The 15,028-nt window shown below is 40.7% G+C and carries 13 protein-coding genes; all 13 read right to left on the bottom strand.

Annotation, left to right across the window (positions count from 1 at the left end; genetic code table 11):
• On the bottom strand, positions 1–1,485 hold a 1,485-nt coding region (gene aspS / locus QZR90_RS07920), incomplete at its 3' end, for an aspartate--tRNA ligase (protein ID WP_295790551.1).
• Positions 1,486–1,490: 5 nt separating this feature from the next.
• A complete protein-coding gene (gene hisS, locus QZR90_RS07925) occupies positions 1,491–2,762 on the bottom strand; it encodes a histidine--tRNA ligase (protein ID WP_295790554.1) in 1,272 nt (423 codons plus the stop codon).
• A gap of 2 nt (positions 2,763–2,764) precedes the next feature.
• Complete coding sequence (gene hemZ / locus QZR90_RS07930; RefSeq protein WP_295790558.1) at positions 2,765–4,465, bottom strand: coproporphyrinogen dehydrogenase HemZ; 1,701 nt, start codon at positions 4,463–4,465, stop codon at positions 2,765–2,767.
• Positions 4,458–4,931, bottom strand: a complete 474-nt coding sequence (locus tag QZR90_RS07935; RefSeq protein WP_295790560.1) for a Fur family transcriptional regulator — start codon at positions 4,929–4,931, stop codon at positions 4,458–4,460. Before QZR90_RS07935 ends, hemZ begins: the two co-directional genes overlap by 8 nt.
• Before the next feature lie 2 nt (positions 4,932–4,933).
• Positions 4,934–5,995 (bottom strand): AI-2E family transporter, encoded by a 1,062-nt coding sequence (locus QZR90_RS07940; protein ID WP_295790562.1) that lies wholly within the window; start codon positions 5,993–5,995, stop codon positions 4,934–4,936.
• Between the two features lie 12 nt (positions 5,996–6,007).
• On the bottom strand, positions 6,008–6,628 hold the full coding sequence (locus QZR90_RS07945; protein ID WP_295790565.1) for an MBL fold metallo-hydrolase: 621 nt from the start codon (positions 6,626–6,628) through the stop codon (positions 6,008–6,010).
• A gap of 70 nt (positions 6,629–6,698) precedes the next feature.
• The gene (gene dtd / locus QZR90_RS07950) at positions 6,699–7,148 is read right to left on the bottom strand and encodes a D-aminoacyl-tRNA deacylase (protein ID WP_295790567.1); all 450 of its coding nucleotides are present in this window, start codon (positions 7,146–7,148) and stop codon (positions 6,699–6,701) included.
• Between the two features lie 75 nt (positions 7,149–7,223).
• Positions 7,224–9,458: a bifunctional (p)ppGpp synthetase/guanosine-3',5'-bis(diphosphate) 3'-pyrophosphohydrolase gene (locus tag QZR90_RS07955; protein WP_295790571.1), complete on the bottom strand. Its 2,235-nt coding sequence runs from the start codon at positions 9,456–9,458 to the stop codon at positions 7,224–7,226.
• Positions 9,459–9,471: 13 nt separating this feature from the next.
• Positions 9,472–11,463 (bottom strand): single-stranded-DNA-specific exonuclease RecJ, encoded by a 1,992-nt coding sequence (gene recJ / locus QZR90_RS07960; RefSeq protein ID WP_295790574.1) that lies wholly within the window; start codon positions 11,461–11,463, stop codon positions 9,472–9,474.
• A 436-nt stretch (positions 11,464–11,899) separates the two neighbouring features.
• The gene (gene hydG, locus QZR90_RS07965; RefSeq protein ID WP_295790577.1) at positions 11,900–13,318 is read right to left on the bottom strand and encodes a [FeFe] hydrogenase H-cluster radical SAM maturase HydG; all 1,419 of its coding nucleotides are present in this window, start codon (positions 13,316–13,318) and stop codon (positions 11,900–11,902) included.
• Positions 13,319–13,963: 645 nt separating this feature from the next.
• Positions 13,964–14,248, bottom strand: coding sequence for a 50S ribosomal protein L27 (gene rpmA / locus QZR90_RS07970; protein ID WP_295790580.1), 285 nt, complete (start codon positions 14,246–14,248; stop codon positions 13,964–13,966).
• A 12-nt stretch (positions 14,249–14,260) separates the two neighbouring features.
• On the bottom strand, positions 14,261–14,575 hold the full coding sequence (locus QZR90_RS07975) for a ribosomal-processing cysteine protease Prp (protein ID WP_295790585.1): 315 nt from the start codon (positions 14,573–14,575) through the stop codon (positions 14,261–14,263).
• A 3-nt stretch (positions 14,576–14,578) separates the two neighbouring features.
• A complete protein-coding gene (gene rplU, locus QZR90_RS07980; RefSeq protein ID WP_295790589.1) occupies positions 14,579–14,890 on the bottom strand; it encodes a 50S ribosomal protein L21 in 312 nt (103 codons plus the stop codon).
• Between the last annotated feature and the right edge of the window lie 138 nt (positions 14,891–15,028).

The following is a 15,028-nucleotide window of genomic DNA, read 5'->3' on the forward strand; positions in this document are numbered from 1 at the left end:
GATACTACCGCCACCAATTTCTACACCATTAAGAACCATGTCATAAGCAATGGCTTTAACAGCACCTGGGTCTGTAGCTAATTTTTCAATATCTTCAGCACGTGGAGATGTGAATGGATGGTGCATAGCTACATAGCGTTTTTCTTCTTCGCTATATTCAAACATTGGGAAATCAGTTACCCAAGTGAAGGCCAATTTATCTTGGTCAATTAAGTTCATGCGACGGCCCATTTCAAGGCGAAGTTCACCAAGAGCTTTTGCTACTACAGCTGGTTTATCTGCAATCATTAACACTAAATCGCCAGGCTGTGCATTCATTTTTTCACCAATTGCACGGATAGTATCTTCACCTAAGAACTTCATGATTTGAGATTTAATTGTTCCGTCTTCATTGAAGCAAGCCCAAGCAAGACCTTTAGCACCATATTGGTTTACGTAAGTTACAAGATCATCAAGCTCGCGACGAGGAATACCAGCATCGCCTGGTACTACAATACCTTTTACTACGCCACCATTGTCAATAACAGAGCGGAATACTTTAAACTCTGTAGTGCGAACAAGATCAGTTACATCAGTAAATTCCATGCCAAAGCGAAGGTCTGGTTTATCGGAACCATATTTTTCCATCGCTTCATCCCAAGTAATGCGAGGCATTGGCACTGGAATATCAATGTCCATAGTTGTTTTGAAAATATGTTGAACAAGACCTTCAAGAAGTTTTAAAATATCTTCTTGGTCGATGAAGCTCATTTCCAAGTCCAGCTGAGTAAATTCAGGTTGACGGTCAGCGCGAAGGTCTTCATCACGGAAACAACGTACGATTTGGAAATATTTTTCATAGCCTGCTACCATCAAGATTTGTTTAAAAATCTGTGGAGATTGTGGCAAGGCATAGAAACTGCCAGGATTTACACGGGATGGTACTAAATAGTCACGAGCCCCTTCTGGTGTACTCTTAGTAAGCATTGGTGTTTCGATTTCAAGGAAATCATGATTGTCTAAGAAATCGCGCATTGCCTTAGTCACGCGGTGACGAAGGATTAAATTGCGTTGCATTTCTGGACGGCGAAGGTCCAAATAACGATATTTTAAGCGGATATTTTCATCTACATCAATATTGTCTTGAATATAGAATGGAGGTGTTTTAGATTTGTTTAACACGCGAAGCTCTTCGCAGTACATTTCAAAACGACCAGTTACTAAGTTAGGGTTTACAGCTTCTGCATCGCGTTCTGTAATTTTACCGCGCACGCAAAGTACGAATTCATTACGCACATCTTCTGCTTTGTGGAATGATTCTAAATTATGATCTGGAGAAGCTACGATTTGAACTACGCCAGAACGATCTCGTAAGTCAATAAAGATTAAGCCACCATGGTCACGACGGCGCTCTACCCAACCACAAAGAACAACCTCCTTACCGATATGTTCTTCGCTGATAGTACCGCAGCCATGTGTACGGTGCAATCCTTGCATTGTTTCCATTATTGTCATCCTTTCACTAATGAGGTTATACGTGCTTTCACTTCCGCTAATGGCACTGTTTCTTGTTCACTCGTTTCCATATAGCGAAGTATTGCTTCACCACGAGCTAATTCATCATCACCCAATATAATAACATATTTTGCATGAGTTTTGTTAGCATGTTTTAGCTGACTCTTCATACTTTTATTTTCGCCTACCATGGACGCCTTAATATAATCACTGCGAAGCGCATGCACAATTTTAAAGCCTTCAAGCTGTGCCGCTTCCCCTAAAGCTACGACAAACACTGATGGCTCAATGGTCGCTTCTGGTAATAAACCTTGTTTCTCTAAAGCTAGCAATACTCGTTCAATACCCATAGCAAAGCCTACAGCTGGCGTATGTGGACCATCTAGTTCCTCCACTAAGCCATCATAGCGTCCGCCACCGGCAATGGCACTTTGAGAGCCAAGTGGTGCATATTGCACTTCAAAAGCTGTTTTGGTGTAATAATCAAGGCCTCGAACGAGGCGTGGATTAACTGTGTAATTTACTTCCGCTGCAGTTAGCAATTGTTTTACTTGTTCAAAATGACCTGCACATTCATCGCACAAATTATCAGAAATTTCTGGAGCGCCCACACTAAGTGCTTTGCAACTTTCTTCTTTACAATCTAAAATGCGCATTGGATTTTTGTACAAGCGACCTTGGCAATCTTCACATAATTGCTCTTTCTTTGGTTCGAAGAAGGCAATTAGCTTCTCCCGGTAAGCTGGTCGACAATTCGGGCAACCAACAGAGTTAACTTGTACGCTCAAATCTTTAAGTCCTAAGTCACTAAAGAGTTGTAAGGCCATCAAAATAACATCCGCATCAGCACTTGGTGCCTGCGTACCTAGTACTTCTACGCCAAATTGATGGAACTGACGATAGCGTCCTGCCTGTGGTTTATCATGGCGGAACATAGGACCCATGTAAAACCATTTAGTCAAACTTTCTTGTCCATATACTTTATTTTCTAAATACGCACGCACAGCAGACGCTGTATTTTCAGGACGTAAAGTATATGTCTGTTCTTTTTTATCCCCTGTTGGGAATGAATACATTTCCTTTTGCACTACATCGGTAGTTTCTCCAATACCGCGCAAAAATAAACCTGTTTCCTCAAAAATAGGGGTTCGAATTTCTTCAAATCCATAGGCCGCACAAAGCTTGCGAATAGCCTCTTCCATATAGCGCCAATTGCCAAGGACTGCAGGCAAAAAGTCCTGTGTGCCTCGTGGCTTTTGAATTGCCATAATTATCCCTCCCAATGTATTTTACTTAGCGTTGATCGCTTTTGTAACAATCGATCCAATGTATCGATATACACCGACACATCCTTTGGTATATGTTGTTTTCGCTGCCTATAGTCAGCTCCATATATCCATTTGGATGAGCCTCCTGGCCCAATAGATATAATACTCTGACGCTCTTCCATAATGCGAATATTATATTCACATTCATAACCGGGCAAAGTATAGCCGATATTTTCTAGTTGACCGCGCATATATTGTTGGCGATATACATAATACGGTACATAGCCCGCCGCCTCAAGACGCTCGCGACTTAGCTGCACCATCTCTTTTACAATTGCCTCTTCTGGCATAAATTGAAGTCCTTGTCCATCATATAAAGGGCTCCCTCGTTTTAACGCCAATGTATGAATTGTAACATTTTCAGGCCTTACCTGACAAACGTAATCTAAGTTTTCTTTCATATGTGCTAATGTCTGATGTGGTAAACCAGCAATAAAATCCATATTCACAATGAAGTCAGTGTTGCGTCTTACCTCTTCATACAAAGTCTTTATATCCTCTGCTTTATGGCCTCTTGCAATAGCTTTTAGTATATGATCGTGCATAGACTGAGGGTTAATGCTGATGCGATTTACCCCCAAGCGTTTCATAGTATCTAATTTGTGAGCTGTTACCGAGTCAGGTCGTCCTGCTTCTACAGTAAATTCTTTATCACCTTGATGTAATACTTGCAAAGTTTCAAGAACTTGCTGAAAATCCGCATCACATAAACTCGTCGGCGTGCCACCACCCATATATAAACTATCAACCGATAGATTATATTGCTCCACTAGATTAGCTACATGCTTAGCATCCTTTTGAAAGGCCTCTACAAAATCTGGAATGCGCCCATAATCTTGTATGAGTCCATAAGGAAAGGAGCAATAGGTACAACGAGTCTGGCAAAATGGAATACCCGCATATACGCTCACATGTTGCTTCATCGCCTCGTGCGGTGCCACATAGGGCCTTTGTAAGCTACCTATTTGCCTCAATAAACTAAGCTTTGATTCACTCACTTCATGTAAGGCATGAAGCGCATCACTCGCCTTTTGGGCTACTTTGCCGTCCATAGTAGTGGCCCTTGATTTCTCTGTAATCTGAGGACTAGACTCTACTGTGGCATGGGGAGTAAATTGCGCTGTAGCATAGAGGCTAGATTTTTCTGTACTCTGAGGACCACATTGCACTGTATCATGAGAACTAGATTCTACTGTTGCATAATCCTGTTCAACAGCATCCCAAAGTTTATGAAATAGCTTAGTCGGTCGAACACCTACCATAGTGCCCCATTCACCAACCGGTGATAGTCCTTGGGCCGTACGCAATAAGCGAAGTAGTTCGCCGCCCATACGCGTGCGCCCAGCCGAGCTAATTTCACCATAAATAGTAGCCTTTAGTTCACGTTCTTTTGGCTTTAGTAGTATCGCTTCAGAACTATCTGCTAGCCCCTCATCAGCCCTTTGACTAGCCTGATTTGAGGAAATACTAGACTCAGCAACTTCATATACATCTAATATATATTGCCCTGACTCAGCTTCACGCCCTACTAATTGCCAATGCGCCTCTTTGGCCGTCACTAAGCCGGCTGCGCCACAATGATGGGCCACTACACTGCCTAATGGTAATGGCCCTTCATAGGAATATGTATGAATATTACTCACTCTTAGCCGCTTCCTCTTCTGCCTTCATCTTTTCTTGGCAGTCGCCGCAATATCCATATACTTTTAGTTGATGGTCAATCGTTTTAAAGTTAAGTTTTTTAGCGATGATAGACTCTAATGTTTCTAACATATCATCTTCAAACTCTTTTACACAGCCACATTTTACGCAAATGAGATGATGGTGGAAATGAGCAAATTCTTCATCATTTAACTCATAGCGATTGCGGCCATCGCCAAAATCAAGGCGTTTTAATAGATCAAGCTCAGTAAATAAATCCAAGGTGCGGTAAATAGTAGCTAAACCGATATCAGGTGCTACTTGTTTTACAAGAACATATACATCTTCCGCACAAAGATGTTTTTCTTCTGCATCGATAAAGGCTTGCAAAATAGTTTGACGTTGTGTAGTCAATTTGTATTTTTTGTCTTTAATGCGTTCTTTTAATTTTTCCAATGTAGTGTTCATAATTACACATCCTTTTTTGAGTAATACGAATTATAATACCATAATTTATTTAAAATAATTTGTAACATCGCCGTCATAGGCACGGCCGTCATCATGCCGATAATACCAAAGAAATAACCACCTATAAAAATTACCATCAACACCACTAAAGGATGAAGTTTGATAACATGGCCCATTATCTTAGGCATTATAATCTGACCGTCTAAGACCTGCAGAATAAAATATGTAATCGCTACCTTTAATGCTAAGCCAGGACTAATAATGAAGGCTAAGACGATAGCTGGTACGGCCGCTATAATAGGGCCAATAATAGGAATCCATTCCGCCATGCCTGCCAATAGGGCCAGCACTAAAGGATAAGGCAATTCATAGGCATAGGCCATAATCAAAGTAATGCAGAACATATTGGTCGCCAAAACCAATAAACCGCGCAAATAGCCACCCATGGTGCGATGAATTTGATTGACCACATCAGTTAAGTAACGATTATATGGCGGTGAAAATAAGTTTAAACAGGCTTCTTTTAAACGTCGTCCGTCCTTTAATAAATAAAAGGTAATAATCGGTACGAGTAAAAATTCCAGCATCGCTGTGGCCAAAGAAAAGATGGCAAATATACCGCGCTGAGCCAATTCCACACCATACGTACTAATGCGATTTAATGTGTTCGTCACCACTGCATCAACTTGCGGTGGCAATTTAACATATGACGTAGTAGCTATAGCTTGCCACAACTCATTTAACTGCGCCATCAAATTTGGAATATTATTGATGAGTCGCGTAAACTCTGTCATAAATGGCAGAACAATAAATTTAATTAAAATGGCCATGACTAATACGACAAGTAAAAAGGCTGGAATGATTGCCATAAATCGAGGGAACCAAGTCCACCTCAACCGCTTTCTCGCATAATCTTGTATCATATTTACGATAGGTAACAAAATCAATGTAAAAATACATGATACAATAAGCGGCCATAATACAGGCACAATGGCCCAGAAAAATATGATTGATATAACAATCAACACGGTGCGAATCCAATACTGTGTTGATTTTTTTATCATATGATTCACCACCTAACGAACAAAAGGATTATATGTCTTCTCATGTCCAATGGTAGTCTCCGGTCCATGACCAGGATACACTACAGTTTCACTAGGCAAAGGGAATAATTTGTCTTGAATCCCCAACACTAAATCATCAAAATTGCTTCCTGGAAAATCTGTGCGCCCTACGGATTCTTGGAATAAGGTATCACCGGCAAAGACTACACCTTCTCCGTAATAGCACACGCCGCCAGGAGTATGTCCAGGGGTGAAGAGAACTTTAAAATTATAAGGACCTAACGGCAAGATCTGTCCATCTTCTACATAATGAACGTCCCCTTGAACAGTAATATTTAGTCCCATAGCCGCACTTAAATTCACCTGACTATTAGTTAAAAATTCTTTTTCTTTTTCGTGAATATAAATAGGAATCTGGTAATTATCCACTAATGCTTGCACCGCCCCAATATGATCCCCATGACCATGAGTGAGTAAAATCGCCTGCGGTTCTAAACCTCGTTCCTTCAATAAATCAACTAAATAGGTTCCTTCAGAGCCTGGGTCTATAATCCAACAATCAGATGAATTATCATCCCCTACAATATAACAATTAGTCTGTAATGGCCCTAAAGGCAAACGATATAATTTCATCTCATCACTCCCTTCGAAGTAAATTTATACCCTTTATTATAAATTGGTTCTATCATAAATTAGTTGTAATCTAAAACACTTTCTGGCTATCTAGCAAAATTGTTACTGGCCCATCATTGAGAAGTTCAACCTTCATATCAGCTTGGAATACGCCAGTCTCAACAGGGCAATTTAACTTCTTAACCGCTTCCACAAAAACCTCATACAAGCGATTGGCCTCGTCTGGCGGTGCCGCTTGATCAAAACCAGGTCGGCGTCCTTTGCGTACATCGCCATACAAAGTAAATTGTGACACAGCCAGCATAGAGCCCTTAATATCTAATAAAGATAGATTCATCTTTTCTTCTGCATCTTCAAAAATTCGCAGATTAGCAATTTTTTCAGCTAAATACACGGCATCTTTTTCCGTATCACCTTTGCCTACGCCAAGTAATACGAGTACGCCTTGTTCAATCTTGCCTACTACGTCACCTTCTACGGTAACACTAGCATGTTTTACACGCTGTACTACGGCTCTCATGCACAACCTCCCACATTCTAAGTTACAATCTCTGTAATATTCTAGTCATATGCACTGCAAAGACAGTATAATCTATTAATTACTGCCATTGGCACGCTGTACAGAGAATACATCGCGAATACGACGCAATTTAGTCATAACAAAGTCGAGCTGCGATAAATCGCGAATTTCAATAACTAAGTTAATATTGGCATTCTTAGTATCATCAACTTTAGCATTAATATTTACAATATTAATCTTCATCTCCGATAAAGTAGCCATAATTTCCATGAGCATACCACCCCGGTCATAAGCCTGAATATCGACGGCTACATGGAAATTATCCTTCGTAGCCACATCCCATTCAACCTCAATCATGCGGTCCACATCTTCTTGCGTATGTCCTACATTAGGACAATCTGCGCGATGCACCGACACACCACGGCCACGCGTAATATAACCTACAATTTCATCGCCTGGCACCGGATTACAACAACGAGCCATACGCACCATTACATCTGGCTCACCATTACAAAGAATGCCCGTGCTAGAACGCTTGCGCACTGGCTCATGCATTTTCAAGCGCTCTAATAGCGCCATCGTATCGCGGCGATTATCTTCCTTGGCCACTTCGCGCTTATACATATCAACAATGCGAAGCAGCACTGAGTTAACCGGAATACCGCCATAGCCTACAGCCGATAAGAGTTCTGACTCAGTGCCTGCATTTAAGCTCTTCGCAATTTGCTCTAAGCGACCTGGCGTATTGAGGGCCTTCCAATCATAATTAAGGCGACGCGCTTCTTTTTCAAGCATTTCACGGCCCTTAACCATATTTTCTTCTTTGTTTTCTTTTTTGAACCAATTGCGAATCTTACTCTTACTCTCTGTGGAACCTACAATATTGAGCCAGTCTAAACTTGGTTTACCTGTTTTAGACGTAATAATGTCTACAATATCACCATTTTGTAAGGTGTAATCAAGGGATACGATTTTCCCATTTACTTTAGCCCCTACACAGCGATGCCCCACATCAGTATGGATTCGATAGGCAAAATCTAAAGGCACAGCCCCTTTTGGCAATTTTACTACATCGCCACGAGGTGTAAAGACGAATACTTCACCGGAGAACACATCAAGTTTTAATGCATTTACTAATTCCTTAGGATTACTCGAATCTTGCCACTCGAGGACTTGACGAAGCCAACCTACCTTCTGGTCAAAATCCTTGTCGCCTCCCTTATTCCCTTCCTTATACCGCCAATGAGCGGCTACACCATACTCTGAAACGCGATGCATATCCCAAGTGCGGATCTGAATCTCTACAGAATGCCCCATAGTGCCAATAACCGTTGTATGCAAAGATTGGTACATATTGGACTTAGGCATAGCAATATAATCTTTAAAGCGATATGGCAATGGTTTCCATAAATTATGAACGATGCCTAGCACGGCATAACAATCAGGAATCGTGTCAACAATAACGCGCACTGCATATAAGTCATAAATCTGTGATAAATCGCGATTATCCTTCTTCATTTTTTTATAAATACTATAAAAATGTTTAGGACGACCTTTTACATCTGCCTTAATATTGACATCGCCAAGAGATTTTTTAAGTTGTTCCATAGTGTCATTTACGATTTCCTCGCGCACATGACGCTTTTCCTTCATCTGCTCCACTAAGTCATAGTATTTATCTGGCTCTAAGTAGCGGAAAGATAAATCCTCAAGTTCCCATTTCATATTGAAAATCCCGAGTCGATGAGCTAATGGCGCAAAAATTTCTAATGTCTCTTGAGCAATTCGTTTTTGCTTATCACTGCGCATATGCTTTAAGGTGCGCATATTATGAAGGCGGTCACCAAGCTTAATAACTACGACGCGCACGTCCTTCGCCATGGCGAGAATCATTTTGCGATAGTTCTCTAATTGCTGATCTTCCTTCGTGTGATATTGGAATTGGTTTAATTTGGTCACACCATCTACTAAGAAGGCCACTTCTTTACCAAAGAGCTCTTCTACTTGTTCCAAAGTAACATCTGTATCTTCTACTACATCATGGAGCAAAGCAGCAATCAAGGTAGTGCCATCAATTTGCAAATGCGCCAAAATAGTCGCTACCGCCAAGGGATGCAAAATATAAGGCTCCCCTGAGGCACGTTTTTGGGTTGCATGGGCCTTATCAGCCACCTCAAAGGCCTGCATAATTCGCTTACAATCGTCTTCATCTAAATACGATTGAACAATTTCCATAAAATTATGTAATTCTTCTTCTTTATTAAAAGCCGTCTGCTCGACCAGCTCTTTTCCTTCTTCATTTTCTATCATATACCTCACCCCCCTAGGTGCTGTACTTTAAAAAGGTCAGGGACGTAATTAAATCTAGTTTTTCCTTCACATGGCACCAGCGATATACAGTAAGGCCATTGGCCGTTGTTTCCTCTTGTAAAATGCCTAATTCCTTAAACACTTCAATAGCCAATATAGCTTCTTTATCTGTTTGATCGGCTGGATGGCGATGAATAACTTCTGACTCCACAATATATTTAGGAGCTGTAGGGCTTCTAAATATATCCTTTACAATCACATACATAGCGCGCAAGCCTTCTGTAGTTAGTTTAGTTCGTTGCGACTCTAAGGGACTTAAATCCTGCACCATGAGCTGCGGTGAAATGCGCCCTTGCCACTCATTCTTTTGTAAGGAAAATGCCACCTTAACCGCTTCATCCGGGAAGATTTCACGATGGTATTCCTCACCATGCCAAATCATAGCATCCAAAGGACCTAGTTTTGACTGCAAAATAATCTTGCAATGATTTTTCTGTTGTCCTAGCAAAAATACATCTTGCACTAAAATAGAATTAATAGCAAAAATCGGCGTACTATTGCCCATGCCATAAGGCTCTAAAGTTTCAATCTGATCAATAAGCTCCACTGTTATATCTTCAGGCTCTATAGCGGCATCAATATCAACGATGGGCACATAATCTTCTTCTGTTAGCGCTGTTTTACAATATTCAGTAAGGCGCTGTCTAAGGGCCGGAATATTTTTCTCTTCAATGCTAAAACCAGCAGCCTGCTTGTGACCACCAAATTGAAGTAACACATCTTCGGCTGACTTCAAGGCTTCATAAATATCGCAATTATCAATGCTTCGACAGGACCCTTTGCCGATACCATCATGGATACTAATAACTAAAGTGGGGCGGTAAAATTCCTCAACTAATCGCGATGCTACAATACCAATCACACCAGGATGCCAACCTTCACCAGCAACAACAATTACTTTATCGGCTAGCTCACCTTGATTTAGGACATCGCGACGCGCTTCTTCATGTATGGCGCGTTCAATTTGCTGGCGCTCTAAATTTGTTTCCTGTAATTCTTCTGCAATGGCATTGGCCTCGGCTTGTACCTCAGTGGTGAGAAGCTCCACGGCTCTCGTAGCATGTGTTACACGCCCTGCAGCATTAAGCCGCGGTGCCAAAGTAAAACCTATATGTCCAGCAGTCAATTTCTTGCCACCAAGCCCCGCTACATCCACCAAAGAAGCTATCCCCATATTAGGACTATCATTCATCTTTCGTAAGCCTTCGCGCACAATGATGCGGTTTTCCCCAACTAGAGGAACCACATCAGCTACAGTACCTAAGGCTACAATATCTAAATCCTCTAAATACTCTTCCCCTGTACGACGTTGCCACAAGGCCTGGCAGAGTTTAAATGCCACACCCACGCCAGACAAATTTTTGTCTGCATATGGACAATCTGGCTGTTTATGATTAATTACAGCCGCTGCACGTGGAATAATAGGCGGTGCCGTATGATGGTCCGTAATAATCATAGTCAATCGGTCGCGTACAGACTCCACAATATCATAGGAACTAATTCCACAGTCTACGGTAATAACTAAGGAGGTTCCTGCTTCAATAATATGCTCTAAGGCTTCAGCATTTAATCCATAGCCTTCGCTTTGTCGTTCTGGAATATAATAGCTTACATTGGCTCCTAAGCGATTTAAAAATCGATACATCAAGGACGTAGCTGTAATACCGTCTACATCATAATCACCGTAAATTACAATTTTATCCTTTTTCTCCACAGCCTCTTCAATGAGGGGAACAGCTTCTGTCATACCTTTTAAAGAAAAAGGATCTAGAAGGTCAGTTAACTGACCACCTAGAAACTGTCGTCCTGCATCAGCTGTTGTAATACCTCGATCGATTAATAATTTCGCTACAATAGGGTATACGCCAAGACTGTCTACCAGCTCCTGTTCCACACCCTGATTATTAGGTGCCAAGCGCCATCGTTTCGCTTTACACTGTTTCATATGTATCGTCTCACTCTATCTCTGTTTAAATCAGATTTCCCATTCAATGTTTCGTATACTAGTTGCATTTGCCAGGTGCTGAGTGTCATAAAGATGACACAAATTACCTGTATTACATTACTTACATTATATTACTTGCATCACATTACCTACATCACATATATTTTAACTGCGTTGTAATAACTTTTTAATTACTTCTCAAATACATACTTGCAGGCTTCATATACTAATCGAATTTCAATCTCAATTTAAACCTTACACAATTAATTAGTCTATTATCATTATCAATTTAATTATATTATACACTATATTGCTTGTTAGTAAAATAAAATTCTATAATTTTTCTCAATACGTGTGACATAAAAAAAAATGAGTGATTATCAAAATGTAATCACTCATTCCCTAAGTTTTAATTTTTATACGATTATTTTATCAATTAAAAACGGAAATCGCGTTCGCCATGTTCCATCTGTTTAATGTATTTAGCAGATGCTTCTTTAACTTTTTCATTTTTAATCTTATGAAGTTGCTCTTCAATAACAGCCTCACCAGTTGCCTTAGTTTCATCACTAGCATAATCGAGTAAGTATTCATTAAGAGTCATCAATGCATTTGGTTGACAGCAGTTATGAATCTGACCACTCTTAGCTAACGCCATGAAACGGTCCCCTGTACGACCAGCACGGTAGCAAGCAGTACAGAAGCTTGGTACATAACCTAATTCTAACAACCAGTCAACGATTTCATCTAAGCTGCGTTGGTCACTAGTATCAAATTGTGCAGAGTTATCTTCTGGAAGCTCTTCTTCCTTATAGCCACCTACACTTGTGCGGGAACCACCACTAATTTGCGAAATACCAAGCGCTAAACCGCGTTCACGCATGCGTTGGCTTTCACGAGTAGACATAATCATCCCCGTATATGGTGTGGATACACGAATTAAAGCTACGATTTTTTCAAATACATCATCAGGCACAGCATTGCTAAAATCTTCTACATCAATATCATCAGCTGGGCAAATGCGAGGTACTGAAATAGTGTGAGGACCTACGCCAAACACAGCTTCTAAATGCTCTGCATGCATTAATAGACCTACAAAATCATAACGATAATGCTCTAAGCCATAAAGTACGCCAATCCCTACATCATCAATGCCGCCCTTCATAGCGCGGTCCATAGCTTCAGTATGGTATGCGTAGTTGCTCTTTGGTCCATGTGGATGAAGCGCTTCATAGTTTTCTTTATTGTATGTTTCTTGGAATAATGTGTATGTACCAATACCTGCTTCATGTAGTTTCTTGTAGTCTTCCACTTCACAAGCTGCAATATTTACATTAACACGACGAATTTCGCCATTTTTATTCTTAATGCTGTAAATTGTTTTAATACATTCTAAAATATATTCCAATGGATTGTTGATTGGATCTTCACCAGACTCAATAACAATACGCTTATGCCCCATAGCTTCCAACGCAAGAACCTCTTCACGAACTTGCTCTTGAGTTAGCTTTTTACGGGAAATATTGCGGTTTTTAGCATGATATGGACAATATACGCAACCATTTATACAGTAATTAGATAAATAAAGAGGCGCAAATAATACGATGCGATCGCCGTAAATCTTTTGTTTAATTTCTTTTGCCAAGGCAAACAATTTCTCTTTATACTCTGGCAATGGGCATTCCAATAAAACCGCTGCTTCACGGTGATTTAAGCCATTATATGTAGCTGCTTTAGCTAAAATTTGGTCAAGCAATTCACGATTTTCTTTGTTTGCTTCAGCATATGCTAAAGTATCCAAAATCTCTTCGTGATTAATAAATTCTTCTGCCTTAGAAGATTTTACGTCGTACATACTGATCTCCTTTACTCATACCATAGTGAAGCCCTGTGCCCTCGCCCTTTCCCAAGTACGAGCTCACTAACCATCTACACTTTGACAGCCTATTCAGATTAAGCATACTTACTATGCACTTTGCTTCTACTATATTGAATCTCTTGAATATGACTTAATTATACAACTTTTGTACAGATTTGGGAACACTACTATATCATAATGCCCCTCAAAACATCATTATTTTATGTGCTGTTACGTATTCATTATAAGCATAATACGAGAAGTTTTTCAAAAAACTTTATTATTTGCCCTAATCCCCTATGATTCATGGGCTCTTTTTAACTGTTCCCGAGTTCCTTAGGGGCGTTCTAGCGCTTCTGTTAAATGATTTGCGTATATATGTATGTCACGACCATTCGAGCTTGACCCCAACGCCCCTAACCCCCTATGATTCATCGGCTCTTTTTAACCGTTCCCGAGATCCTTAGGGGCGTTTATGTTGAATATGCTAAAAGGAAACGGCTGTCTTACGGACGAACATTCGAGCTTGACGAGCCGAGAGCCTGGAAGACAGCCGTTTCCTTCTTCCACACCACCACAAAAAAGCCCCCTATAATTCAGCAGCTCAAAAGAGCCACCGAATCATAGGGGACTTAAAAAGTCTTACGCTTCGATTGGATATACGCTAACTTTACGGTTATAGCGACCATCGCGTTCAAACGCAACTTTACCAGGAACTAAAGCGAATAAAGTATCGTCTTTGCCGATACCTACGTTAGTGCCAGGATGGAAATGAGTACCACGTTGACGAACGATGATGTTACCGCTTTTTACAACGGAACCATCATGACATTTAACGCCAAGACGTTTGGATTCGCTATCGCGACCATTACGTGTACTGGATACACCTTTCTTATGTGCAAATAATTGCAAATCAAAAGTAAACATTCCGTTCACCTCCTACATATCACTAAGTGTAACAAAGTCACTATATTGTTTGCTAATCTCCTCGAGACCGAGCATCATAGTCTCCAATATAGTTTGGCTCTGATCAGTGATTTCACCATCAAGTTTGATAATTAAGTCACCGGAGCTGTTTGTATATGTGCCGCGCTGCTTAGCAACTTGCTCTAAACCTAGCACAGCAGTGCAAGCTAGAGAAGATACGGCGGCGCACACAATATCATATCCATGCTCATCATATTCAGCATGTCCCGTGATGTGACAATCTACAATCTGAGATGCCTCATTGCGAACAATTTGAACCTTGATCATGTCTTACGCCTCGATAGATTCGATGCGAACCTTTGTGAACGGTTGACGATGACCTTGACGACGACGGTAGTTGGATTTGGATTTATATTTGAAAACTAAAATCTTCTTCGCTTTACCATGTTCAAGTACTTTGCCTGTTACTTTTGCACCGTCCACAAGTGGAAGACCAACTTTCACGTCACTGTCATTAACAACAGTTAACACTTCGTCAAACGTTACAGTTTCTTCTGCAGCTGCTTCCAATTTTTCGATAGTAATTACATCGCCTTCTGCAACGCGATATTGTTTACCACCAGTTTTAATGATTGCGTACATTGTGACACCTCCTTGTTTTCGAACTCGCTGAATACGGTATTCTCTCATGCCTAATGGGATGAGGGACTTTTTACAAACCTCTCCATGCGGCTGCAATAGTTGGGCGTACCCAAACTATGACTAATTTATTTTACATGA

It is taken from the genome of uncultured Veillonella sp., assembly GCF_900545795.1.
Lineage (GTDB): Bacteria > Bacillota > Negativicutes > Veillonellales > Veillonellaceae > Veillonella_A.